The following is a 24551-nucleotide window of genomic DNA, read 5'->3' as shown; positions in this document are numbered from 1 at the left end:
CAGACACCATGTCCCTGAACAAAGTCACCCCCGGCAGCAAAGTGCCCGATGCATTCAACGTCATCATCGAAATCCCGATGAACTCCGACCCTGTGAAGTACGAAGTGGACAAAGAGTCCGGCGCCTTGTTTGTGGACCGCTTCATGGGCACCGCCATGCACTACCCCACCAACTACGGCTACGTGCCCCAGACCATCGCCGGTGACGGCGACCCGGTCGACGTGTTGGTCATGACTCCCTTCCCACTGCCTCCAGGCGTGGTGGTGTCGTGCCGTGCCATTGGCATCTTGCTGATGGAAGACGAAGGTGGCATGGACGGCAAAATTTTGGCCGTGCCCACCGAAAAAATCCTGCCCATCTACGCCAACATCAAGGCCCTGGCCGATGTGCACGAACTGCAACTCAAGCAAATCGCCCATTTCTTTGAGCACTACAAAGACCTCGAAAAAGGCAAGTGGGTCAAGGTCAAGGGCTGGGAAGGCGTCGAGTCTGCCGCCAAAGAACTGATGGACGGCATCGCCAACTACAAAAAGGCTTGAGCGCCTGGCTCAACGGCTTCTGATGGAGGCCGTTGACATCCCCACAACGCCTGCCCGGTTTGCGCCGCGCAGGCGTTTTTTGATGCATGGACAGTCAAGTGCTTTGAACGGGGTGATGTCGCCGTTGTGGCGTGAATGCCATCACTGACCCCCGCACTGCTGTTTTGAGGGGTTTGGCAATGTGCGCACGCGCACTGACAAAAGTGATGCCAAAGAAGACCATGGCTTGCCCGGGTCTGCCACCGCATCTTTTTCAGAAAGCGAACCGTTGATGAGCCAAGCGTTTACAAGCTTCCAGTCACGCCACCATCCAACACCCCTTGCGCTGAGGGCGTTCAGCACCATTGCAGCTGCCATCATGCTGCTGGCTTGCGGTGGAGAGGGTGGTGGCAGCATTTCGGCCAACAGTGGGTCCGAAGTGGTCCTCACGGCACGCGAGTCCACCGCTGTTCAAGGCACACTTGAAAGCGTCAAGTACCGCTTGGAAAGCATGTCCTGGTCCATCACGCCTTTGTCGCCTGATCAACCGGTTTTGGTGCTGCTCAATGCCGATTGCGCCAGTGCTGTCAAAAACGACAGGGTGGCCCCAACACCCGCCACCAGTTCATCGCCTGGAGGTTCTGGCGGCAGCACTTGGGAATGCAGCGTGTTCGTTTACTCCGAACAAGATGTGAAAACCGACGCCCTGTACCGTCTGCAGTTGGCAGGACTGAACGAAGCTGGGCAACAAGTGAGTTACCAGCGCACCTTGCGGGTACAACCCAACCCGGTGCCCATCGATTCACTCATTCAAGGGCCAAACACCACCCAACTGCGCATTCAACCGCAGGCGTCTATTTGCAATTCTGGTGTTCCGCTGTTGTTGAGCGCGCAGGGCCTCGAACTGAACGCGCAAATCAACTTTTACAGTTGGCGTGTGATTCAAGGGCCAGAGGCCTCTCTCTCAGGGCATGAAACCCGCAATCTGGCTTTGATCACCCCTGTGGTCACAAGTCCCACTGTGCTGGTGCTCCAATTCGCCGCCAGCAACGTCCCCATCACCGCTGAGGTACCCGCTCCCTATGTGGCCACGGCACTCGTCAGTGTGTTGCCCATCGCTGGGGGCGGCTGTTCCAGTCCCTAAAAAAACCGCAGTGATTGGCTCGCTGAGGTGAGACAAACCAGTGGCCAAGTCGAAACGACAGAATGTGTCTGTAGGGCTGGGGGCAGGTGTCGGACCTGAAGGTGCCGCTTACAGACTGGGCCAGGTGGCCTTGGCAGGCTGCTTGGCTTGCTTCAGCGGTGAGTGCTGGTTGAGCGCTTCAAGATAGTTCTCCACCCCCGCTTTTTCCCGCTCCAGAAACCGCGCAACGGCCTCAGAAAACGCCGGGTGCGCCAGCCAGTGGGCGCTGTGCGTCGGGGTGGGCAGCAGGGCGCGGGCCATTTTGTGTTCGCCCTGTGCGCCGCCTTCAAAACGCTGGAGGCCGTGCTGTATGCACCATTCGATGGGCTGGTAGTAGCAAGCTTCAAAGTGCAGGCAGTCCACCCGGGCAAGGGCCCCCCAATAGCGGCCATAGGCCACTTCGGGCTGGCCTTGGGCGTCCAGGTGCAGGCCGATCAGGCTGATGCCGATGGGCTGGCCCGCGTGTTCGGCCACAAACAGCAGCCAGTTGGCCGCCATGTCCTTGCGCATGGCCTCAAAAAATGCCGGGGTCAGGTAGGGCGGGTTGCCGTGTTCCCAATAGGTTTGCTGGTAGCAGCGCAGCAGCAGGGCCCAGTCGCCGTCCGTCATGTCGGGGCCGCGCACGGCGCGAAACGTCACGCCCGCCTCCTGCACTTTGCGGCGTTCTTGCCGGATTTTTTTGCGCTTTTCTTGCGTCAGGCTGGCTAAAAAGTCATCGAAGTCCTGCCAACCCTGGTTTTGCCAATGGAACTGCACTTGGTCGCGCTGCAGCAATCCGGCTTGTTCGCAGGCCTGCAGGTCGTTCGGGCTGCCAAACAAAATGTGCAGCGAAGGGATGTTGTGGGTTTGGCAAATGTCCAGCAAGGCGGCCAGCAGGGCCTGGCGGGCAGCTTCAGATTCGGCCAGCAAGCGGCTGCCAGGCACGGGGGTGAAGGGCGGGGCAACCAGGGCTTTGGGGTAATAGTCGAGGCCGTGGCGCTGGTAGGCGTCGGCCCAGGCGTGGTCAAACACGTATTCGCCGCGCGAATGGGTCTTGATGTACAGCGGACAGGCGGCGGCCAACACATCGCCTTGCGGGGTGCCGCGCCACAGGCTGATGACCTGCAGCGTCCAGCCGGTCTCAGGGGCGGCCGATTGGCTGGTCTGCATGACCGACAAATAGGCATGCTGCATGAAGGGGGATGGGGCGTCCTGCCGGGCGAGCAAGCCGTCCCAGGCTTCAGGCGCGATGGCGCCCAGGTCGTCTTGCACCCGGGTGACATAATTCAAGCTCACATTTTCCAGCACCTGTATGACTCTCCAAATTCGTGTGGCCCAGCTCAACTTTGTCGTCGGTGACATGCCGGGCAATGCCCGCAAGATCATCGACTTCGCCACCCGGGCACATGCCGAGGGTGCGCGCCTGGTGCTGACGCCCGAGCTGTCGATTTGCGGCTATGCGGCCGAAGACTTGTTGCTGCGCCCCGCCTTCATTGACGCCTGCGATGATGCCCTGAAAACAGTGGCCCGCGAACTGGCTGGGTTAAAAGGTTTGCATGTGGTGGTGGGCCACCCCGAAGGCGGTGGTCTGCGCACCCGCAGCGTGGCGGTGACACGCCGCCACAACCGCGCCAGCGTGCTGTGCGAGGGGCAGGTGGTCTGTGCTTACGACAAGCGCGAGCTGCCCAACTACCAAGTCTTTGACGAGCGCCGTTATTTCACGCCCGGCCATGGCGTGGGTGTGTTCGAGGTCGAAGGCGTGCGTGTGGGCTTGCTCATTTGCGAAGACGCCTGGTTTGACGAGCCAGCCCGCCTGGCGCGCGACGCGGGCGCACAGCTGCTGGCGGTGCTGAACGCCTCGCCTTTCCATGCCGGCAAGGGCCCTGAACGCGAGCAGCGCATGCGCGAACGCGTGAGCGACGTGGGTTTGCCCTTGATTTATGCGCATTTGGTGGGCGGCCAGGACGAGGTGATTTTTGAAGGACGCTCGTTTGCGCTCAATGCCCAGGGCGAACCCGTGGCGCGGGCCGAGGGCTTCCGCGAAGCCGATTTGGCGGTGCAGGCAGCGGTGGGACCGAATGGCGTGGCACTGACCGCGGCAGCCGATGCCTTGGTGCCTTTGGCCAGTGCCGATGCCGAGCTGTGGGACGCGCTGGTCCTGGGCGTGCGCGACTATTTGGGCAAAAACGGTTTCAAGGGCGCGATTTTGGGCTTGTCGGGCGGCATCGATTCGGCGCTGGTGCTGGCGATTGCGGTGGACGCGATCGGGGCCGACAAGATCCACGCGGTGATGATGCCCTCACCTTACACGGCCGACATCAGCTGGATCGATTCGCGTGACATGGTCAAGCGATTGAACGTGCGTTATGACGAGATCTCGATCGCGCCGCTGTTTGACGGCTTCAAACAGGCGCTGTCGGCCCAGTTTGAGGGCCTGAAAGAAGACACCACCGAAGAGAACATCCAGGCCCGCATTCGCGGCACCTTGCTCATGGCGCTGTCCAACAAGACCGGGGCCATTGTGTTGACCACCGGCAACAAGAGCGAGATGGCCACCGGTTATTGCACGCTGTATGGCGACATGGCGGGCGGTTTTGCGGTCATCAAGGACGTGGTCAAAACCCGCGTGTTTGACCTGGCCCGCTGGCGCAACCTGAATGACCCTTATGGCACGGGCAGCCAGCCGATCCCCGAGCGCATCATCACCCGCCCGCCCAGCGCCGAGCTGCGCCCGGACCAAAAAGACCAGGACAGCTTGCCTGCGTACGAGGTGCTGGACGCGATCATCCAGCGTTACATGGAAAACGATGAGGGTGTGGAAGCGCTGATTGCCGACGGCTTTGAGCGGGCCGATGTGGAAAAAGTGACCCGCCTGATCAAGCTCAACGAGTACAAACGCCGCCAATCCCCTGTGGGCATTCGCGTGACGCACCGAAGTTTTGGCAAGGATTGGCGTTATCCTATGACCAACAAGTTTCGCGCCTAATCACTCTTTTCAGGATTTTTCTCATGAAGCAGATCACCGCCGTCATCAAACCTTTCAAACTGGAAGAAGTCCGCGAAGCTTTGGCTGAATGCGGTGTGACCGGTTTGACAGTGACCGAAGTCAAGGGTTTTGGTCGCCAAAAAGGCCACACCGAGTTGTACCGTGGTGCCGAGTACGTGGTCGACTTTCTGCCCAAAGTGAAGGTTGAAGTGGTCGTGAAAAACGACGATGTGGACAGCTGCGTGGACGCCATCATCAAGGCGGCACGTACCGGCAAGATCGGTGACGGCAAGATTTTTGTGACCTCGGTCGAGCGCGTGGTGCGCATCCGCACTGGCGAGCAGGACGAAACCGCGATCTGATCGGTTGAATGTAGGGCCTTGATGCGAAGGCCTGCTTGGGGCATTCGATGAGGGTGGTGCTAAAGCCACCGCGCTTTTGTCAGTGGCTCAAATCAGCTCAACGTTGGCGCGGGGTGAAAAGCCCGCTTTTTGCACCAAGCTTTGCAGCAGCGCTTCGGGCTCGGTGCCCAGCGTGATCAGTTCGGTTTGCCAGTCGGCCATGAAGCCTTGGTCCAGCACTTGGCCGATGAAGGCCATCAAGCCGTCGTAATAGCCCAAGCTGTTCAAGATGCCCACGGGCTTGTCGTGGTATCCCAACTGTCGCCAGGTCCAGACCTCAAACAATTCTTCAAACGTGCCTATACCGCCGGGCAAGGCCAAAAAGGCGTCGGCCTTGTCTGCCATCAAGCGTTTGCGTTCGTGCATGGTGTCCACCACATGCAGCTCGGTGCAACCGTGGTGGGCCCACTCTTTTTCGACCAAGGCGGTGGGGATGATGCCGACCACCGTGCCGCCTGCCGCCATGGTGGCCTCGGCCACCAGGCCCATCAGGCCGTTGCGCCCGCCGCCATAGACCAGTTGTCCACCGTGCGCGCCGATCCAGGTGCCCACTTGTACTGCGATTTGCGCAAACTCAGCGTGTTTGCCGGGTTTGGAGCCGCAATAGACGCAGAGCGAAAAAGCGGGCGGGTTTGCTTGGGGTGAAAGAGGCGGGTTCATGGGCTTTTCAGAGGGCTGAAACCAATCGGGTGCCCGCCCAAGCGTCGTGCCAGAACTGGCGCTGGGGATGAAAGCGGCTGAGCCAGGCCCATACAAATATCCAGACAAAGATGAGCAAACCGATCGAGCCAGGAGGCAAACCCAAAGGGATGGTCAGCAGCAGGGGAGGCAAAAACCACATCCAGCTCAACACGTAGCGCAGCAAGGCGCGCCTTTGGCTCAGGGGCAAACCTTGCGCACTGACGACTTTGACGTGCCAGGTTTTCATGGCCAGGGTTTGGCCCCGGTGCCAAAACCAGGTGAAGTAAATGCCCAGCACCAAAAAAAGGAAGGCCTGCAGGCCAGGGCGGTTGTCCAAGGCGTGGCGGGTCTGACTCAGGCTGCTGAACAGATAACCCGCAATGAAGACGACCCCGAATAGCAGCATGCCTTCATACAACCAGCAAGCCATGCGCCGCTTGAGAGAGGGCGCTTGAAGGGGCTTGCTAACTCGGGGTGTGGGGGCCGTGGCGTCGGGCTTGGAGGTGGCAGGCTTGCGCGGGCTCATGAAGATTTGGATGTGACGTCAGCGGGTTGCGGCAGCAGGGTTTTGGGGTGAACCGGCTGGCGGGGCGCTATGGTTTGGAAAATGCGGCTGCCTTCGGCCGGCAAGGCAGGTGGTTTCACCAGACGCTTATGGGGTGGGGCTGTGCTGCGCGCACCACTTTTCAAGGGGGGCTTGATGCCGGTGCTGAGTTTGTCTTTTTCAGCCTCTGACAATAGCTGATAGGCCTCCCACTGCGCGCGTTTGTCTTCAATGGACAAGGACTGGGTGGTGTTGAAGTTGAAGCGCGCCAGGCTGCGTTGGCGTGGGCTGAGTGCGGCCCAATCCCGCATGCGCGCGTGCAAAACCATTTGTTCTGGGTCGCTCAGCTGGTAGAAGCCCCGTGCCAAGATCAACCATTTTTGTTTTTGCTGGGGGGTCAACTCGTCCCATTTGTTGTTCAGGGGCAGCAAGGCTTGTTTTTGTCTTTTGCTCAACGAGGCCCAGGCACGAGATTCTTCAGCCGGTTGGTCTGGCGCTGGCGCTGCGCGCTGTTCAGTCGCCATAGAGGGTTCTGTGCGGGGCGCTGTCGGCGCTGGGGTGCTGGTGTCAGCTCTGACCGTTTCCGTTGCAGGGGCCGATGCGGAGGCGTTGGACGAAGGGTTTTGTGCCAGCGCAGGCAAGCCAGCCAGCACCAAGCCCCAAGCCAAGCAGCCACACAGCCACAGCTGGGGCCGCTGGGGGGAAGAGGAGGGCGGCTGTATGGCAGAACCCAGCCGGTGCAAGACCCGTTCAATCATGTCGGCCAGGCTGGACCAGTTGGACTTTCAGGAATTGCAGAAAGCCCGGGTCGGTGTAGGCGTCGGGGGGCAGGTCGTCCAGCAAAAGTGCAGAGTCAATGGAGGCAATGTCGGATTCCGTGAGTTCTTGCTGGACGGCTTGCACCAAAATGAGGCCCATGACCAGTGCCACCAAGGGCAAGGCAGAGGCGAGGATGCGCCACAGGTTCAAACCTTCATCGCCGGGACTCGAGAGCGAACCATGGGTCTGAAGTGCTGTGCGGTAACGCATCAAACGCATGGGGGCGGGGCGAGACTCAAGGGCCCGGACACGGGCAATCCGCAGGCGCTCGCTGATGTCGTGGCCCATGTTTTGGGTGGCCAAGTCCAGTTGCTGAGTGAAATTGTGGCCCCAAAGGTCCATGTCTGCAGTGTGGGTGATGGGGTTTTTCATAGCTTCATGCCTTGGTCTGACAAGGTTTTATTCAGTGCCAAAATGGCGCGGGAGCAATGGGTTTTGACGCTGCCCTCAGAGCACCCCATCACTGCAGCGGTTTCAGACACATCCAGTTCCTCCCAATAACGCAGGAGGAAGGCTTCTCGTTGACGAGCAGGCAAATTCATGACGGCCTTTTCTATTTGTGCAACGGTTTGCATGCCAGACACCATCGATTCAGCGCTTTGCTGGGATGGTAAGTCGGTGTCCCCTGGCAGGACCTCAATAGACTCAAAGTGACCGGGACTTTCGTCGTTTTCAAAGTCATCCCGGTTTGAAAACAGGGCGTTGCGCGTCTTTCGGCGTCGGAACCAGTCCAGAACAGTATTGGACAAAATCCTCTGAAACAACAGGGGGATTTCGGACAGGGGCTTGTCCGCATAGTTGGTGCACAACTTGATCATGCTGTCCTGGACAATGTCCAAGGCCGCTTCTTCATCCCGGACGTGGTAACAGGCTCTTTTGAAAGCCTTTTTCTCCGCGCTTTTCAGAAAGTCAGACAGTTCTAGATCCGAGGCCAACTTGTTGAACAGCGATGCTGTGTCCTTTGGTGATGGGGCTTTGGGGGCGGGTTGGCGCACCCCAAAGGTGCCTTAGATTATGGCATCGACAAGTGACCCGCGAATCGGAAAGGTTCGTCTGCTTCATAACAGTGCGATAATCGCGGGTTGCAATTGAAAAAAAGCAAACGGATCACCGTCCGGCACTTTTACAGTTTGGTGCCCATGTCTGTGGTCTCAAGTCCCAAAGCCACTTCACAAGAGTCGCGCCCAGGGGCACCCAAGGTTTTTCGTTAGAGAAATTCACAAAGGTTGAATATATGGAAATCAATAAAGCCGAAATGGCATCCGCTGCGTCCGTCGCTTCCTCTGGTCAAGAGCTGCGTGGGGCTGAAATTTTGGTCAAAGCACTGCAGGCCGAAAACGTTCAGTTTGTTTGGGGCTACCCCGGTGGGGCCGTGCTCCACATCTACGACGCTTTTTACAAACAAGAAACCATTCAGCACGTGCTGGTGCGCCACGAACAAGCCGCTGTGCACGCGGCCGATGGCTATGCCCGTGCCACGGGTGAGGTGGGTGTGGCTCTGGTCACTTCCGGACCCGGACTGACCAATGCCGTCACCGGCATCGCCACCGCCTACATGGACAGCATTCCCATGGTCATCATCAGTGGTCAGGTGCCCACTGCGGCCATTGGCCTCGATGCCTTCCAGGAATGCGACACCGTGGGCATTACACGCCCCATCGTCAAGCACAACTTCTTGGTCAAAGACGCCAAGGACATGGCCGAGGTCATGAAAAAGGCCTTCCACATTGCGCGCACCGGCCGCCCCGGCCCGGTGGTGGTGGACGTGCCCAAGGACGTGTCGTTCAACAAAGTGATGTTCAACGGCTACCCCGACAAGGTCGAGATGCGCTCGTACAACCCGGTGCGCAAGGGTCATGGCGGTCAGATCCGCAAGGCCATGCAGCTGTTGATGTCGGCCAAGCGCCCCTACATCTACACCGGCGGCGGTGTGTTGCTGAGCAACGCCAGCCCCGAGTTGCGGGCGCTGGTGGACATGTTGAACTTCCCGGTCACCAACACCTTGATGGGTTTGGGCGCGTTTCCGGCCAATGACCGGCGTTTTCTGGGGATGCTGGGCATGCACGGCACGCTGGAGGCCAACAACGCCATGCAAAACTGCGACGTTTTGTTGGCCGTGGGGGCCCGCTTTGACGACCGCGTCATTGGCAACCCCAAGCACTTCGCGCAAAACGAACGCAAGATCATTCACATCGACATTGACCCCTCCAGCATTTCCAAGCGCGTCAAGGTCGACGTGCCGATCGTAGGCGATGTCAAAGACGTGTTGATCGAGCTGATGGGCATGATCCGGGAATCCGGTCTCAAGCCTGACAGCCAGGCGCTGGCACAGTGGTGGGAAACCGTCGAAGGCTGGCGCAGCCGCGATTGCATGAAGTACGACAGCGACAACAGCCTGGTCATCAAGCCGCAAAAGGTCATCGAGACCTTGTGGGACATGACCAAGGATGCTGACGCGTACATCACCTCCGATGTGGGCCAGCACCAGATGTGGGCCGCCCAGTATTACAAGTTCAACGAGCCGCGCCGCTGGATCAACTCCGGCGGTCTGGGCACCATGGGCGTGGGTATTCCTTATGCCATGGGCATCAAGCTGGCCAAGCCCGACAGCGAGGTCTATTGCGTGACGGGTGAAGGCTCGGTGCAGATGTGCATCCAAGAGCTCTCGACCTGCCTGCAATACAACACGCCCATCAAAGTTGTTGCCCTGAACAACGGTTACTTGGGCATGGTGCGACAGTGGCAGGAGATTGATTACTCCGGTCGTTACAGCCACAGCTACATGGATGCTTTGCCCAACTTCGTGAAGTTGGCCGAAGCCTATGGCCACGTCGGCATTTTGGTGGAAAAGCCAGAGGATGTGGAGCCTGCTTTGCGCGAAGCACGCAGGCTCAAGGACCGCACGGTTTTCTTGGACATCCGTACGGACCCGACTGAAAACGTGTTCCCCATGGTCAAGGCAGGCAAAGGCATCACCGAGATGCTGATGGGCGCTGAAGATCTTTAATTAATCCCACTGGACGAATCTATTGCCCGCCAAGCCTGCGCATTACCGTGCGCAGGGGAGGGCGGCGAAAAGAGGAATCACACATGAAACACATCATCGCTGTATTGATTGAAAACGAAGCGGGCGCCTTGTCCCGCGTGGTGGGGCTGTTTTCGGCCCGCGGCTACAACATCGAGTCCTTGACCGTGGCCCCGACCGAAGACCCCAGCCTGTCGCGCATGACCGTCCAGACCACGGGTTCGGATGATGTCATTGAGCAGATCACCAAGCATCTGAACCGCCTGATCGAGGTGGTCAAGGTGGTCGACCTGACCGAAGGCGCTTACACCGAACGCGAGCTGATGCTCGTCAAAGTGCGCGCCGTGGGTAAGGAGCGCGAAGAAATGAAACGCATGGCCGACATCTTCCGTGGCCGTGTGATTGATGTCACCGACAAGAGCTACACGATTGAGCTCACCGGTGACCAATCGAAGAACGACGCCTTTTTGGAGGCGATCGACCGCAGTGCCATTTTGGAGACCGTGCGCACGGGTGCGTGCGGTATCGGGCGCGGCGAGCGCATCTTGCGCGTCTAAACTCAACTCTTGAAACTGTTTATTCCTAAGGAGAACCCTGTGAAAGTTTTTTACGACAAAGATTGTGATTTGAGCGTCATCAAGGGCAAGACTGTTGCCATTCTTGGTTACGGCTCACAAGGCCACGCCCACGCTCAGAACCTGAACGACAGCGGCGTCAAAGTGGTGGTCGGTCTGCGCAAAGGCGGCGCCTCTTGGGACAAAGTCGGCAAAGCCGGTCTCACCGTGATGGAAGTCAACGATGCGGTCAAAGCCGCTGACGTGGTCATGATCTTGTTGCCCGACGAAATGATCGCCGAGGTCTACAACAACAACGTGGCCCCTCACATCAAACAAGGCGCTTCGTTGGCATTCGCCCACGGCTTCAACGTGCACTACAACCAAGTTGTGCCCCGCGAAGATCTGGACGTGTGGATGGTGGCCCCCAAGGCCCCTGGCCACACCGTGCGCAACACCTACACCCAAGGCGGCGGCGTGCCCCACCTGGTCGCGATTCACCAAGACAAGAGCGGCAAGGCCCGCGCTTTGGCCTTGAGCTACGCCATGGCCAACGGTGGCGGCAAAGCCGGCATCATCGAAACCAACTTCAAAGAAGAGACTGAGACCGACTTGTTCGGCGAGCAAGCTGTTCTGTGTGGTGGTGCGGTTGAGCTGATCAAGATGGGTTACGAGACCTTGGTGGAAGCCGGTTACGCCCCTGAAATGGCTTACTTCGAGTGCTTGCACGAACTCAAGCTGATCGTGGACCTGATCTACGAAGGCGGCATCGGCAACATGAACTACTCGATCTCGAACAACGCCGAGTACGGTGAGTACGTGACAGGTCCTGAGGTGATCAACGAGGAGTCGCGCGTCGCCATGCGCAATGCCTTGAAGCGCATCCAGACGGGTGAATACGCCAAAATGTTCATCTTGGAAGGCAAGACCAACTACCCCAGCATGACCGCGCGTCGTCGCTTGACTTCCGAGCACTCCATCGAAGTCGTGGGCGCCCAACTGCGCGCCATGATGCCTTGGATTGCCAAGAACAAGCTGGTCGACAAGACACGCAACTGATCGGCCACTTGGGCAAGATTGGAAAAGGCCACTTGGGTGGCCTTTTTCTTGGGCGCTCGGTCTGCCTTAAACTTGACTGACAGGGATGGCGCCAACAAACCAAAACAGGAATGGACGATGAGTAAAACCAACGCAAACGCAGTCGCAGAAGACTCCGAGGTTCTGGCGCCTGTGCGCAAGCCCTCGAAGGGCATCTACATGCTGCCCAATATGATCACTTTGGCGGCGCTCTTTGCTGGTTTTTACGCCATCGTCATGGCCATCAATGGCCGTTTTGAATTGGCGACAGTGGGCATCTTCAGTGCCATGGTGCTCGACAGTTTGGACGGTCGCGTGGCCCGCATGACCAACACCCAAAGCGCGTTTGGCGAGCAAATGGACTCACTGTCCGACATGGTGTCTTTTGGCGCAGCGCCTGCGTTGATTGCCTATGTCTGGACCCTCCAAGAGTTGGGCCGATGGGGCTGGATTGCGGCCTTTGTCTATTGCGCCTGTGCTGCACTGCGTTTGGCCCGCTTCAACGTGAACACCGGTGTGGTCGATAAACGGTATTTTCAGGGCTTGCCGTCGCCTGCAGCAGCGGCTTTGGTGATGGGCTTTGTCTGGATCATGTTTGAAAACGCTGTGTCACCCAAGGCTGTGTCTTGGGGCATGTTTTCGGTCTGTCTGTTTGCCGGTTTGTCCATGGTGACGAATGTGCCTTTTTACAGTTTCAAGGACATGCACATGAAAAAAAGTGTGCCGTTTGCGACCTTGGTTTTGGTGGCATTGGGCATTGCGGCCGTGAACATCGATCCACCAACAATCTTGTTTGGTTTGTTTGTGGCCTATGGACTGAGTGGCTATGTCCTTTATATCTGGCGCAAAGCCAAAGGCCAGCCCACCAGCATGATCAGTACCTCGACCGATGAGCCGGATGAGCGCGGCTTGCATCAGTGATGTCCGCTGCAGGACAGTTGGGGTTTTGAACTGTGCTAAAGTATTTGTATGAATTTTTCTTTGTTTGCACTACTGCTAGCGCCTCACGGGCGGGATGTGTAGCGCACGCAAACATTTTCCCAAAAGGCCCGAATGCCATCCGCATCGGGCCTTTTGCATTTTTGCTTGGACTTGCGGGTTTTTGACCAGGAGTGAACATGACTGACAAACTGATTATTTTCGACACCACTTTGCGCGACGGCGAGCAATCGCCGGGGGCCTCCATGACCCGTGACGAAAAGCTGCGCATTGCACGCCAGCTGGAGCGTCTGCGCGTGGACGTGATCGAAGCCGGTTTTGCAGCCAGCTCCAACGGTGATTTCGAGGCGGTCAAAAGCATTGCCGATGCCATCAAAGATTCCACCATCTGTTCTTTGTCCCGCGCCAACGACCGGGACATTGCGCGAGCTGCAGAAGCCCTGAAGGGCGCCAACAGCGGCCGTATTCACACCTTCATTGCCACGTCGCCCTTGCACATGGAGAAGAAGCTGCGCATGACACCCGATCAGGTGTTTGAGCAGGCCAAGCAGTCGGTGCGTTTTGCCCGCAATTTGGTGGGTGATGTCGAGTTCAGCCCGGAAGACGGTTACCGCAGCGAGATGGACTTTTTGTGCCGCGTGCTCGAAGCCGTGATCGCCGAGGGTGCCACCACCATCAACGTGCCCGACACGGTGGGCTATGCCGTGCCCGAGTTGTACGGTGAGTTCATCCGCACCTTGCGCGAGCGCATCCCCAATTCGGACAAAGCCATTTGGTCCGTGCATTGCCACAACGATTTGGGCATGGCGGTGGCCAACTCCCTGGCCGGTGTGAAGATCGGCGGCGCACGCCAGGTGGAGTGCACCATCAACGGCTTGGGCGAACGTGCGGGCAATTGTTCGCTCGAAGAAGTGGTCATGGCGGTCAAAACACGCCGCGATTACTTTGGCCTCGACATCGGCATTGACACCAGCCACATCGTGGCTGCCAGCCGGATGGTCAGTCAGACCACCGGTTTTGTGGTGCAGCCCAACAAGGCCGTCGTCGGCGCCAACGCTTTTGCCCATGCCTCGGGCATTCACCAAGATGGTGTGCTCAAGGCGCGCGACACCTATGAAATCATGCGTGCAGAAGACGTGGGCTGGACCACCAACAAGATCGTCTTGGGCAAGCTCAGCGGGCGCAATGCCTTCAAGCAGCGCTTGCAAGATTTGGGCGTCACGCTGGACAGCGAAACCGAAATCAACAACGCCTTTGCCAAATTCAAGGAATTGGCCGACCGCAAGAGTGAGATATTTGACGAAGACATCCTGGCCTTGGTCAGCGATGAAAGTGTGACCACAGAAAAAGAGCAATATGGCTTTGTGTCGATGTCGCAGCGCAGCGAAACGGGCGAACGGCCCCATGCTGCGGTGGTTTTCACCATTGCGGGCAAAGAGGTACGCAGCGAATCCGATGGCAACGGACCCGTGGACGCCTCTCTCAAAGCGATCGAGTCGCAAGTCAAAAGCGGTGCTGAAATGGTGCTTTATTCCGTCAATGCCATCAGCGGGTCCACCGAGAGTCAAGGCGAAGTGACCGTTCGCTTGCAAAACAGTGGCCGAGTGGTCAATGGCGTGGGGTCTGACCCGGACATCGTGGTGGCCTCAGCCAAAGCCTACTTGAGTGCGCTCAATAAACTGCAAAGCAAGGCCGATCGGGTGGCGGCCCAAGGTTAATTGAGTTCTTTGTAAGTATCACTTGGCTTCAATAAAGTCACGCAAGTTATTGTTCTTGCGTGACTTTTTTATTTGTATACACTACAGCCTTTGAACCGCACAACGAACTCACAGGATGCGCCATTGAACACCGCTCTCCTTTCAAACTTTGCCGAAATGCGCGTTAAGCCGAGTTTTGGTGCCATGCTGTTGATGGTGCTGTTGTCGCTGGGTTTGTCGGCCACCCAGGTGCACGCCCAATCTGGCCAAACAGCCCAAAAATCGGCGGATTCATCTTCAAAGAAAAAAGACAAGCCTGCGGCGGTGAACAAGGGTCAAACCGCCAAATCCAAGGTCCAAGACAACCCCAAAGCCAAAGCCAAGAGCACAGCATCTAAAAACAGTTCGGTGCAAAGAGCCAAGGCGCCAGGGGCCCAACCATCGGCCAACAAGTCAGCCGGCAAGTCGGCCAAAAATGCCCCGTCTGCAGTCAAACAGGCGCGCCTTGAGCGCAGCAACCTCAACAGTGCACAGCAAGCGCGTCCAGTTCGTGCTTCTTTTGGACAAATGGCAGGTTTGCACGCCACATCGGACGCGCTGGATCTGCACTCCAGTGTGGCGCTGGTGGTTGACCAAGACACCCACGAGGTGTTGTACCGCAAAAACGACCAGGCGGTTTTGCCCATCGCCTCTTTGACCAAGCTGATGACAGGCTTGGTGATTGCCGAGTCCAAGCTCTCCATGGACGAGCCGATCAGAATCACACAAGACGATGTGGACACCGAAAAAGGCAGTTCTTCACGTTTGGCGGTGGGCACCGTTCTGAGTCGGGGCGATTTGATGCACCTGTCTCTCATGTCCAGTGAAAACCGTGCGGCCAATGCCTTGGGACGCACTTTCCCAGGCGGCATGGATCACTTTGTCGACCGCATGAACATGCGCGCCAAGCAATTGGGCATGAAAGACACGCGCTATGTGGAACCCACTGGCTTGTCGAGCCGCAACCAATCCAGCGCCAGCGATTTGGCGGTGTTGGTTTCGGTGGCTTACAAAGAGTCCATGCTGCGTGAGTTGTCAACTTCTCATGGCCGTGAAGTCGAAGTGGGACGCCGCACTTTGCAGTACAACAACACCAACCGTTTGGTCAAGAATCCGGCTTGGGACATCGGCTTACAAAAAACCGGGTACATCTCAGAAGCTGGCCGCTGTTTGGTCATGCAAACCCAGGTATCGGGCCGAAAGCTGATCATGGTTTTTCTGGATTCGGCCGGCAAACTCAGCCGCTTGGGTGATGCTGAACGGGTTCGCAACTGGCTGGAAAGCAAGCCGCCCCTGCATTCAGGTCAGTCGCTTCCACGTCAATATTTGCCGGGCTGAAGCCGACTGGGGCTTGCCGTCTGCCTGACCCTTGGTCAGCGCTTTTCTCAGGGCGCGATGGGATAACCCAAGGTGCTGGAAATGGCCCTTGCAGTTTCCTGCAATTTGGGTAACCAGCTTTCGTCCAGTCGGTCGGCCGGGGCCGAGATGGACAAGCCTGCCAAAAGCTTGCCTTGGTCGTCGTAAATGCCGGCTGCAATGCACCGAACGCCCAACTCCAGTTCCTCGTTGTCGCGCGCAAAACCCGACTGTTTCACCCGTGTCAGCTCTCTTTCCAGGACTTGCAACTGCGTGATGCTGTTGCGCGTTTGGCCAGACAAGCCCGTGCGAGCGGCATACGATCGCACGCGCAAGGGGTCATCGGCCGCCAAAAAAAGCTTGCCCACCGAGGTCAGGTGCAAGGGCGCTCGCCCCCCGATGGCGCGCACCACCTGCATGCCAGAGCGTTCGCTGTAGGCGCGTTCGATGTACACGATTTCATCGCCTTGGCGCATGCTCAAATTGACGGGTTGTTGGATCAACTTGTGCAACTCACGCATGGGGGTCAAGGCTGCGTCTCGGACATTCAAACGACCTTTGACCAAATTGCCCAGTTCCAGCAAGCGGATGCCCAAGCGGTAGCTGCCAGCTTCCGGACGGTCAACAAATCGGCCTGAGGCCAAGTCATTCAGAATGCGGTGGGCTGTTGAAGGGTGGAGACCTGTTTTTTGGCTGATCTCTTTGAGTGAGATGGCCTCTTCCCGGGACGCCAAAACATCGATCAGGGTGAACATGCGTTCAATGACCTGAATGGTGGGCGTGGAGGTGAGCGCTGGGTCTTTTTTCATCGTGTACTTCAGATGCACCATAATTTTACACTGTGAAATTACGCAAGTTTTACAAGCTCGGCACAGTGTGCAGGACGTCAAGCCATGGGTATCCATTCCCCCTTGATCAGCAGCTCGCTGGGCTTGAACCGAGACTTGTAGTTCATTTTGGGGCTGTCTTCAATCCAGTAACCGAGGTAGACATAATCCAAGCCCAGTTGGACGGCTTGTTGAATCTGCCACAGAACCCCGAAAGTGCCATAGCTGGCCTTTGCATCCGGGTCGTAGAAGGTGTACACCGCAGACAAGCCATTGTTGAGGACGTCTACGATGCTGACCATCTTGAGCGTACCCAAGTGCTCACCTTCGTCGGGCTCTCTGAATTCAACGATGCGGGAGTTGACGCGGCTTTGCAGCAAAAACTGGCTGTATTGGTCAATGCTGTCGTGGTCCATGCCGCCGCCTGGGTGGCGCGAGTTCTGGTAGTTCAAATACAGCGCGTAATGTTCATCATTGAAATGCAAGTCCAAGACCCGGGCACGCAAATTTTGGTGGGCCAGTGCTGCACGGCGTTGACTGCGGTCGGGCTTGAAGTCAGACACCAGGACACGCAGGGGCTGGCAGGCTTGGCAACCATCGCAGTAGGGCCTGTATGTGAACAGTCCACTTCGGCGAAAGCCTTGAGAGACCAAATCTGAATAGACCTCGTTTTGAATCAGGTGGCTGGGTGTCGCCACTTGGGAACGAGCCGAGCGTTCTGGCAGGTAACTGCAGGCATAGGGGGCCGTGGCATAAAACTGCAGGGCTTGAAGCGGTAAATCTTTGAGGTGGGTCACTGACAACCTTTCAAAGACTGGAGGGTTTGCCAATTCAAGGTCTGAGATCGCCAATCGATGGCCGGCCCATCAAGCGCTTGTTGAACCTCAGCCAAAAAGTGGCTACGCGGCATTTCCTGAGCGCCCAGTGATGCCAAGTGCCCGGTGTTTTGTTGGCAGTCGATGGCATGCACACCATTTTGCAGACAGGCGCTCACCAAATTGGCCAAGGCCATTTTGGAGCCGTCCGTGATGGTGGTGAACATGGATTCGCCAAAGACGGCTTGCCCTAAATTGACAAAGTAAAGACCTGCCACCAGATGGCCCTGATGCCAGACTTCACTGCTGTGGGCCCAACCTTTTTGATGAAGTGCCTCGTAAGCTTCGACCATCTGGGGCACGATCCACGTGCCCTTTTGGCCATGGCGGGCAGAGGCCGCGCATTGTCGAATCACTTGCGGAAAATCTCGGTCAAAGCAGAGTTCAAATCCGGGGGTCAAGGTCCAGCGCTGCAAAGATTTGCGCAAGGACCGGTGCAGACGAAATTGAGAGGTCATCAATACCATGCGGGGATCTGGACTCCACCAAAGCACAGGTTGGCCTTCACTGAACCACGGAAAAATACCCTGGCTGTAAGCCTCCAGCAGTCGGGCCGCAGACAAATCAGCGCCCGCAGCCAGCAAGCCTGGAGCGGGTGCGTTCGCACCCCAAGCCCTGTCTGGGCAGGGCAGGGCCTCCCCCTCGGCGATCCAAGGCAGCTCAGGCGCATCAGCTTGGGCAATGTGACTCATTGGGCAATTACACAATAAAACCAGATTTTTCGGCGGCGCTGGCCTTATGATTTTCCAGATGAACCATTTTCCTGCCCGTTGGATAAGGCCGAATTGGCCAGCGCCCGACCGCGTCCAAGCGGTCATGACCAACCGCGAGGCAGGGGCATCAGCAGCACCGTGGAACAGCATGAACTTGGGTGACCACGTCGGTGATGTGCCCGCACATGTTCAAGCCAACCGGGATCATTTGACGCACTTGTTGGGCAGGCGCCCCGTTTTTTTAAAACAAGTGCATGGCGTCCATTCCGTCCATCTGTCCGGTGCCAGCCCGGATGGTTCGGTGGCCGATGCCTGCTGGACCCAAGGGACACAGGTGGCTTGCGCCATCATGGTGGCCGATTGTTTGCCGGTGCTGCTGTGTGATGCCAAAGGCCAGTGGGTGGCTGCAGCCCATGCGGGCTGGCGGGGTTTGGCAGGACCACAAGGCCAAGGTGTTCTGGAGACCCTGATCTCGGACTTGTCCCAGGCCGGCTGTGATGTGTCCCATGTGATGGCTTGGTTGGGGCCGTGCATCGGTCCAGATGCTTTTGAGGTCGGGGCAGACGTCCTGCACGCCTTTGACGACGGTTCGGCAGCGATTCGGTCGATGTTTGAAGCGCAGTCGAATGGCCAGTTCAAGGCCAATTTGGCGGGTTTGGCCCGCCTGCGTTTGCAGGCCTTGGGTGTTCGACATGTTCACGGCAATGATGGGGCACCTGTTTGGTGCACTGTTTCACAGCCGCAACTCTTCTTTTCTCACCGCAGGGACAGCCGTGCTCTCGGGCAAAGCGGTCGCATGGCCGCCTGCATCTGGTTGGGGGCTTGAGCCGACTGGCGTCTTGGAGGCCTCGTACGCATCCCGGGCCAATTGTTCGGATTTTCGGATCGCTTTGCGCCGCAATGGGGTTCCCATCAGGTAAACCACCAAGCCCATCGGTAAAAGGCCATAGAGCACAAAAGTGATGATGGCGCCCAGGACGCTGCCCTGTGAACTGAAAGCTTCGGCCAAGGCCATCAGCAAAGTGACATAAAGCCAAGCAATGACGATCAAGTACATCTTTTTTCCAGTTGTAATTTAGGTGACATCAAATTGAAAGATACTCTGTTCCATAGATTACACAAATATGTGGATTCAGGAGACCTGTCATGAGCGCTGCTACCCCGGAATTTTGGTCCCAAATGGGTGAAGGTTTTCAAAGCCAGCTCACGAAAAGTTGGGGTGAAGCCATGCGGCATTTTCAGACCATCGACTTAGGGGGCTTGAAATCTGGGCCAGAGGCAACGCCCATGGTCAAGTTTTCACCTCAAAAGCTGCAAGACCTTCAAGCACAGTACTTCAAAGACGCTTCTGATTTGTGGAATCAAAGTCTGCAAAACAGCCTCCAAGTGAAGGACCGCCGTTTTTCGGGTGAGGCCTGGGCCTCCAACCCGATGGCCGCTTTCAATGCTGCAAGCTATTTGCTCAACGCCCGCACCCTCATGGGTTTGGCCGACGCGGTCGATGCCGACGAGAAAACCCGTACCCGAATCCGCTTTGGCATTGAGCAATGGGTGGCGGCCGCCGCGCCCAGCAATTTCTTGGCCTTCAACGCAGAGGCGCAAAAGAAAGCCATCGAAACCCAGGGCGAGAGCATTGCCAAAGGCGTGCAAAACCTGATGCACGACATGCAACAGGGCCATGTGTCCATGACCGACGAGAGCCTGTTTGAAGTGGGCAAAAACGTCGCCACCACCGAAGGTGCGGTCGTTTTTGAGAACGCGTTTTTCCAGCTCATCGAATACAAACCACTCACCGCCAAGGTCTACGAAAAGCCATTTTTGTTGGTGCCACCCTGCATCAACAAGTTTTACATCCTGGACCTGCAGCCGACCAACTCGCTCATCCGGTATGCGGTCAGCCAAGGCCACCGCACCTTTGTGGTGAGCTGGCGCAACCCTGACGAGTCGATGGCGCAAAAGACCTGGGACGACTACATCGAGCACGCCGCCATTGAGGCCATCCACACGGTGCAGGCCATCACGGGCGCACCCAAGATCAATGCTTTGGGCTTTTGCGTGGGCGGCACCATCTTGTCGACCGCCTTGGCCGTGTTGGCTGCAAGGGGTGAAAAACCTGTGGCCAGCGCCACCTTTCTCACCACGCTGATCAACTTCATCGACACCGGCATTCTGGATGTGTTCATTGACGAGAACTTCGTCAAGTTCCGCGAGCAGCAAATGGGCCAAGGCGGTTTGCTCAAAGGCCAAGACCTGGCCTCCACCTTCAGCTTTTTGCGCCCCAACGATCTGGTTTGGAACTATGTGGTGGGCAACTACCTCAAGGGCGAGACACCGCCGCCGTTTGACCTGTTGTACTGGAACAGCGACTCGACCAACTTGCCAGGCCCTTTCTACGCTTGGTACCTGCGCAACACCTACCTCGAAAACAACTTGGTCCAACCCGGCAAGGTCAGAGTTTGCGGCGAGGCCATTGATCTGGGCAAGGTTGACATGCCGGTCTACATCTACGGCTCACGCGAAGACCACATCGTGCCCATTGGCGGCGCTTATGCCAGCACGCAAGTGCTGCCTGGCAAAAAGCGTTTTGTCATGGGCGCCTCGGGTCACATTGCCGGTGTCATCAACCCGCCTGCGGCCCAAAAGCGCAGCCACTGGTTGAGCGAAGGCAGCAAGTTCCCGGCCGATGTGAACGACTGGATTGGCAGCGCCAAAGAGGTGCCCGGCAGCTGGTGGACCGATTGGTCCAACTGGCTCAAGGGTCATGCGGGCAAACAAATTGCCGCCCCCAAAACCTATGGCAAAGCCGCGAAATACAAGGCCATCGAAGCAGCCCCCGGCCGCTACGTCAAAGCCAAAGCCTGATTGATTTTTACTGGAGACAAAAATGGAAGACATCGTCATCGTCGCAGCCGCTCGCACAGCCGTGGGCAAATTTGGTGGCACGCTCGCCAAAACCCCCGCCACCGAGTTGGGCAGCATCGTCATCAAGGGTTTGTTGGAGCGCAGCGGTTTGCCCGTGGACGCCATTGGTGAGGTCATCATGGGCCAGGTTCTGGCCGCAGGCGTGGGTCAAAACCCCGCCCGCCAAGCCATGATGAAAGCCGGTGTGGCCAAAGAAACCCCGGCCCTGACCATCAACGCCGTGTGCGGCTCGGGCCTCAAGGCCGTGATGTTGGCCGCGCAAGCGGTGGCATGGGGTGACAGCGACATCGTGATCGCTGGTGGCCAAGAAAACATGAGCGCCAGCCCACACGTTTTGAATGGCAGCCGCGACGGCCAGCGCATGGGCGACTGGAAAATGACCGACACCATGATCGTGGATGGCCTGTGGGATGTGTACAACCAGTACCACATGGGCATCACCGCCGAAAACGTGGCGAAGGCCCATGGCATCACCCGTGACATGCAAGACGCCCTGGCCGCAGGCAGCCAGCGCAAAGCCTCTGCCGCGCAAGACGCGGGCAAATTCAAGGACGAAATCGTCGACGTGCTGATCCCTCAGCGCAAGGGCGATGCGCTGGTGTTCAACACCGACGAGTTCATCAACAAGAAAACCACCGTGGAAGTGTTGGCCGGTTTGCGCCCAGCCTTTGACAAGGCGGGCAGCGTGACGGCGGGCAACGCCTCGGGCATCAACGATGGCGCTGCCGCTGTGCTGGTCATGTCGGCCAAGAAGGCCGCTGCCTTGGGCCTCAAACCCTTGGCGCGCATTGTGGCTTTCGGCACCAGCGGCCTCGACCCGGCCACCATGGGCATGGGCCCGGTGCCGGCTTCGCAAAAAGCGCTGGCCCGTGCGGGTTGGAAAGCCCAAGATGTTGACCTGTTCGAACTCAACGAAGCCTTCGCCGCGCAAGCTTGCGCCGTGAACCAGGCGCTGGACATCGATCCGGCCAAGGTCAACGTCAACGGCGGGGCCATCGCCATCGGTCACCCCATCGGCGCGTCTGGATGCCGCATTTTGGTGACCTTGCTGCACGAAATGCAGCGTACCCAGGCCCAAAAGGGCTTGGCTGCACTGTGCATCGGGGGTGGCATGGGCGTTTCCCTGGCCATCGAGCGCGTTTAATCGTTTTTTCATCACACACAAAAGGAGACAGCCATGAGTCAAAAAGTAGCGTACGTCACAGGTGGCATGGGCGGTATCGGTACCGCGATTTGCCAGCGCCTTCACCAAGAAGGCTTCAAGGTCATCGCCGGTTGCGGCCCGACCCGTGACTTCACCAAATGGCTGGACGAGCAAAAAGCCTTGGGCTTCACCTTTTACGCCTCGGTCGGCAACGTGGGCGACTGGGACTCCACCGTCGAAGCCTTTGCCAAGGCCAAAGCCGAACATGGCAGCATTGATGTGCTGGTGAACAATGCTGGCATCACCAAGGACCGCATGTTCCTGAAGATGACGCGTGAAGACTGGCAAGCCGTGATGAACACCAACTTGGACTCCATGTTCAACGTGACCAAGCAAGTGGTTGCCGACATGGTCGAAAAAGGCTGGGGCCGCATCATCAACATCAGCTCGGTCAACGGCGAAAAAGGCCAAGCCGGTCAGACCAATTACTCGGCCGCCAAAGCCGGTATGCACGGTTTCTCAATGGCTTTGGCCCAAGAGATGGCCACCAAAGGCGTGACGGTGAACACCGTGTCGCCTGGCTACATCGGCACCGACATGGTCAACGCCATCCGTCCTGACGTTTTGGAAAAGATCGTGGCCACCGTGCCGGTCAAGCGCTTGGGCAAGCCGAGTGAGATCGCTTCCATCATCGCTTGGATGGCCAGCGAAGACGGCAGTTACACCACCGGCGCTGACTTTGCCGTCAACGGCGGTTTGCACATGGGTTGATGCGCAAGCAGCACCCCCCAAAAAGCCCGCCTTGGCGGGTTTTTTGCGTCTGTAAAGCTGCGATCAGCTGCTTGCTTGTTTGCCGGTGCTCACCATCTGCATGGCCGAGGCGATCAGGCCCGAGACCTCGGTCATATTGCCCGGCACGATCAGCGTGGTCTTGGCGTCTTGCGCCACCTTGGCATAGGCCTGCACCGCTTGTTCGGCCACTTTCAGTTGCACGGCTTGTTCGCCGCCAGGTTGTCGGATGGCGAGGGCAATCCGCTCAATCGCCTGCGCCGTGGCATTGGCCATTTCGGTGATGGCGGCGGCATCGCCTTGGGCCTTGTTGATGGCGGCTTGCTTTTCACCCTCAGAGCGGGCAATGAAGGCCTCGCGCTCGCCCGTGGCGATGTTGATTTGTTCCTGACGGCGGCCCTCGGAGGCCGCGATCAGGGCACGCTTTTCACGCTCGGCCGTGATTTGGGACTGCATGGCCAGCAAGATTTCTTTGGGTGGTGTCAGGTCCTTGATCTCGTAACGCAGCACTTTCACGCCCCAGTTGAGCGCCGCTTCGTCGATCGCATGGACCACTTGGGCGTTGATGATGTCGCGCTCTTCAAAGGTCTTGTCCAGCTCCAGCTTGCCGATCACGCTGCGCAGGCTGGTTTGGGCCAGTTGCGTCACCGCCACGATGTAGTTGGACGAGCCGTAACTGGCCAGCTTGGGGTCGGTGACTTGAAAGTACAAGATACCGTCGACCTGCAGCTGCGTGTTGTCACGCGTGATGCAGATCTGGCTGGGCACATCCAGCGGAATTTCTTTCAGGCTGTGTTTCTGGATCACGTTGTCCACAAAGGGCACCACGAAGTTGAGGCCAGGGGCCAGACTCGCGTGGAATTTGCCCAACCTTTCGACCACCCAGGCTTCTTGTTGAGGGACCACCTTGACGGTCTTGACGATGAACAAGACCGCGATGATCACGAGGACGGCAGCGATTTCCATGATTGATCTCCCTGATTGATGTTGAGAATTCTGTGCTCAGATTTTTTCCAGAACCAAGCGGTTGCCCGCCATGGTCTGGATGCGGTAAATGCCGGGTACGGCGATCTGACCTGGAGCCAGCACGGCGGTCTACGCAGCACCCCGGTGTTTGACTTGCGCTGTGCCTTGCGCATCCCAAGCATCGACCTGCACAGTCGCACCCAGGTCCAGATGCTGGTCTTGGGCTTCTTGTGGCGTGGTGGTTTGTCGTTGACGCCATTGGCCCAGCAGTACAGCCCCCAAGCCGCCCACAATGGCGGCGGTCACCAATTGTGTGTTCAGGCCGAGACCTGCCATGGCCACCAAGGCGCCAGCTGCGGCGCCCAAGGCCAGCATCAGCAAATAAAAAGTGCCGGTCACCAACTCCAGCACCACCAAGACACCGGTCAATACCCACCACATCGTTGCATCACCCATCTCGATTTCTCCTTGCTCAAGCAGTCATTGTCAGGCTCAAGACCCGTTTTGATGAAACGCC

26 protein-coding genes are annotated in these 24551 nt (G+C 57.9%); 14 read left to right on the top strand and 12 right to left on the bottom strand.

The features are described from left to right. Positions 1-8: 8 nt before the first annotated feature. Together ppa and B472_RS03290 are read left to right on the top strand one after the other, a co-directional pair. The gene (gene ppa / locus B472_RS03295) at positions 9-539 is read left to right on the top strand and encodes an inorganic diphosphatase (protein ID WP_019425325.1); all 531 of its coding nucleotides are present in this window, start codon (positions 9-11) and stop codon (positions 537-539) included. 271 nt (positions 540-810) lie between these two features. Continuing rightward, a complete protein-coding gene (locus tag B472_RS03290; protein ID WP_133176061.1) occupies positions 811-1662 on the top strand; it encodes a hypothetical protein in 852 nt (283 codons plus the stop codon). Between the two features lie 108 nt (positions 1663-1770). Here the strand turns inward: B472_RS03290 and B472_RS03285 are convergent, their stop codons facing one another. After that, positions 1771-2988, bottom strand: coding sequence for a GNAT family N-acetyltransferase (locus B472_RS03285; protein ID WP_019425323.1), 1218 nt, complete (start codon positions 2986-2988; stop codon positions 1771-1773). A 4-nt stretch (positions 2989-2992) separates the two neighbouring features. Here B472_RS03285 and B472_RS03280 point away from each other — a divergent pair, with 4 nt between their 5' ends. Continuing rightward, a complete protein-coding gene (locus tag B472_RS03280) occupies positions 2993-4666 on the top strand; it encodes an NAD+ synthase (protein WP_019425322.1) in 1674 nt (557 codons plus the stop codon). Positions 4667-4689: 23 nt separating this feature from the next. After that, positions 4690-5028: a P-II family nitrogen regulator gene (locus B472_RS03275; RefSeq protein WP_019425321.1), complete on the top strand. Its 339-nt coding sequence runs from the start codon at positions 4690-4692 to the stop codon at positions 5026-5028. Between the two features lie 87 nt (positions 5029-5115). On the opposite strand, the gene B472_RS03270 is transcribed toward B472_RS03275, so the two are convergent. From B472_RS03270 to B472_RS03250, 5 genes are read right to left on the bottom strand one after another with little or no spacing between them, the layout of a single operon-like run. After that, positions 5116-5727 carry a TIGR00730 family Rossman fold protein gene (locus tag B472_RS03270; protein ID WP_019425320.1) on the bottom strand — a complete coding sequence of 204 codons (612 nt, stop codon included), beginning with the start codon at positions 5725-5727 and terminating at the stop codon, positions 5116-5118. Between the two features lie 7 nt (positions 5728-5734). Then, positions 5735-6274, bottom strand: coding sequence for an RDD family protein (locus tag B472_RS03265; protein ID WP_019425319.1), 540 nt, complete (start codon positions 6272-6274; stop codon positions 5735-5737). Continuing rightward, positions 6271-7050 carry a DUF3106 domain-containing protein gene (locus tag B472_RS03260; protein WP_019425318.1) on the bottom strand — a complete coding sequence of 260 codons (780 nt, stop codon included), beginning with the start codon at positions 7048-7050 and terminating at the stop codon, positions 6271-6273. The genes B472_RS03265 and B472_RS03260 overlap by 4 nt, the downstream gene beginning before the upstream one ends. After that, positions 7043-7483 carry a DUF3619 family protein gene (locus B472_RS03255; RefSeq protein ID WP_019425317.1) on the bottom strand — a complete coding sequence of 147 codons (441 nt, stop codon included), beginning with the start codon at positions 7481-7483 and terminating at the stop codon, positions 7043-7045. Before B472_RS03255 ends, B472_RS03260 begins: the two co-directional genes overlap by 8 nt. Further along, positions 7480-8046 carry an RNA polymerase sigma factor gene (locus B472_RS03250; protein ID WP_026039194.1) on the bottom strand — a complete coding sequence of 189 codons (567 nt, stop codon included), beginning with the start codon at positions 8044-8046 and terminating at the stop codon, positions 7480-7482. Before B472_RS03250 ends, B472_RS03255 begins: the two co-directional genes overlap by 4 nt. Before the next feature lie 299 nt (positions 8047-8345). Here B472_RS03250 and B472_RS03245 point away from each other — a divergent pair, with 299 nt between their 5' ends. The 6 genes from B472_RS03245 to B472_RS03220 all read left to right on the top strand — a co-directional run bounded on the left by B472_RS03245 (position 8346) and on the right by B472_RS03220 (position 15780). Continuing rightward, positions 8346-10118, top strand: coding sequence for an acetolactate synthase 3 catalytic subunit (locus B472_RS03245; protein ID WP_019425314.1), 1773 nt, complete (start codon positions 8346-8348; stop codon positions 10116-10118). Positions 10119-10201: 83 nt separating this feature from the next. Next, positions 10202-10693, top strand: coding sequence for an acetolactate synthase small subunit (gene ilvN / locus B472_RS03240; protein WP_019425313.1), 492 nt, complete (start codon positions 10202-10204; stop codon positions 10691-10693). Positions 10694-10732: 39 nt separating this feature from the next. After that, complete coding sequence (gene ilvC / locus B472_RS03235; RefSeq protein WP_019425312.1) at positions 10733-11749, top strand: ketol-acid reductoisomerase; 1017 nt, start codon at positions 10733-10735, stop codon at positions 11747-11749. Between the two features lie 117 nt (positions 11750-11866). After that, positions 11867-12688 carry a CDP-diacylglycerol--serine O-phosphatidyltransferase gene (gene pssA / locus B472_RS03230; protein WP_026039193.1) on the top strand — a complete coding sequence of 274 codons (822 nt, stop codon included), beginning with the start codon at positions 11867-11869 and terminating at the stop codon, positions 12686-12688. Positions 12689-12885: 197 nt separating this feature from the next. After that, positions 12886-14424 (top strand): 2-isopropylmalate synthase, encoded by a 1539-nt coding sequence (locus B472_RS03225; RefSeq protein WP_019425310.1) that lies wholly within the window; start codon positions 12886-12888, stop codon positions 14422-14424. 183 nt (positions 14425-14607) lie between these two features. Continuing rightward, positions 14608-15780 carry a serine hydrolase gene (locus B472_RS03220; RefSeq protein ID WP_019425309.1) on the top strand — a complete coding sequence of 391 codons (1173 nt, stop codon included), beginning with the start codon at positions 14608-14610 and terminating at the stop codon, positions 15778-15780. Between the two features lie 47 nt (positions 15781-15827). Here B472_RS03220 and B472_RS03215 read toward each other — a convergent pair whose 3' ends face one another. From B472_RS03215 to aat, 3 genes are all read right to left on the bottom strand, one after another. After that, a complete protein-coding gene (locus B472_RS03215) occupies positions 15828-16607 on the bottom strand; it encodes an IclR family transcriptional regulator (RefSeq protein WP_026039192.1) in 780 nt (259 codons plus the stop codon). Between the two features lie 77 nt (positions 16608-16684). Continuing rightward, complete coding sequence (locus B472_RS03210; RefSeq protein WP_019425307.1) at positions 16685-17422, bottom strand: arginyltransferase; 738 nt, start codon at positions 17420-17422, stop codon at positions 16685-16687. Then, positions 17419-18192, bottom strand: a complete 774-nt coding sequence (aat, locus tag B472_RS03205) for a leucyl/phenylalanyl-tRNA--protein transferase (protein WP_019425306.1) — start codon at positions 18190-18192, stop codon at positions 17419-17421. The genes B472_RS03210 and aat overlap by 4 nt, the downstream gene beginning before the upstream one ends. A 58-nt stretch (positions 18193-18250) precedes the next feature. Here aat and pgeF point away from each other — a divergent pair, with 58 nt between their 5' ends. Then, positions 18251-19039 (top strand): peptidoglycan editing factor PgeF, encoded by a 789-nt coding sequence (gene pgeF / locus B472_RS03200; RefSeq protein WP_116798577.1) that lies wholly within the window; start codon positions 18251-18253, stop codon positions 19037-19039. Here the strand turns inward: pgeF and B472_RS03195 are convergent. Beyond that, positions 18947-19270, bottom strand: coding sequence for a hypothetical protein (locus B472_RS03195; protein ID WP_026039190.1), 324 nt, complete (start codon positions 19268-19270; stop codon positions 18947-18949). The genes pgeF and B472_RS03195 overlap by 93 nt on opposite strands. An 89-nt stretch (positions 19271-19359) precedes the next feature. Here B472_RS03195 and phaC point away from each other — a divergent pair, with 89 nt between their 5' ends. Genes phaC through phbB form a run of 3 tightly spaced genes read left to right on the top strand, consistent with a single transcriptional unit; the run spans position 19360 to position 23050 of the window. Continuing rightward, positions 19360-21075, top strand: a complete 1716-nt coding sequence (gene phaC / locus B472_RS03190; protein WP_026039189.1) for a class I poly(R)-hydroxyalkanoic acid synthase — start codon at positions 19360-19362, stop codon at positions 21073-21075. A gap of 22 nt (positions 21076-21097) precedes the next feature. Continuing rightward, positions 21098-22279, top strand: a complete 1182-nt coding sequence (locus B472_RS03185; RefSeq protein ID WP_019425303.1) for an acetyl-CoA C-acetyltransferase — start codon at positions 21098-21100, stop codon at positions 22277-22279. A 33-nt stretch (positions 22280-22312) separates the two neighbouring features. Continuing rightward, entirely contained in the window at positions 22313-23050 is a 738-nt protein-coding gene (phbB, locus tag B472_RS03180) for an acetoacetyl-CoA reductase (RefSeq protein WP_019425302.1), read from the top strand. A 63-nt stretch (positions 23051-23113) separates the two neighbouring features. Here phbB and B472_RS03175 read toward each other — a convergent pair whose 3' ends face one another. Both B472_RS03175 and B472_RS03170 read right to left on the bottom strand, forming a co-directional pair. Beyond that, complete coding sequence (locus B472_RS03175) at positions 23114-24034, bottom strand: SPFH domain-containing protein (protein ID WP_019425301.1); 921 nt, start codon at positions 24032-24034, stop codon at positions 23114-23116. A gap of 129 nt (positions 24035-24163) precedes the next feature. Next, positions 24164-24490: a hypothetical protein gene (locus B472_RS03170; protein WP_019425300.1), complete on the bottom strand. Its 327-nt coding sequence runs from the start codon at positions 24488-24490 to the stop codon at positions 24164-24166. Between the last annotated feature and the right edge of the window lie 61 nt (positions 24491-24551).

This window comes from Limnohabitans sp. Rim28 (assembly GCF_000293865.2).
GTDB lineage: Bacteria > Pseudomonadota > Gammaproteobacteria > Burkholderiales > Burkholderiaceae_C > Limnohabitans_A.
Note: the sequence above shows the minus strand (reverse complement) of the source record. Positions and strands in the feature narration are given on the sequence as shown.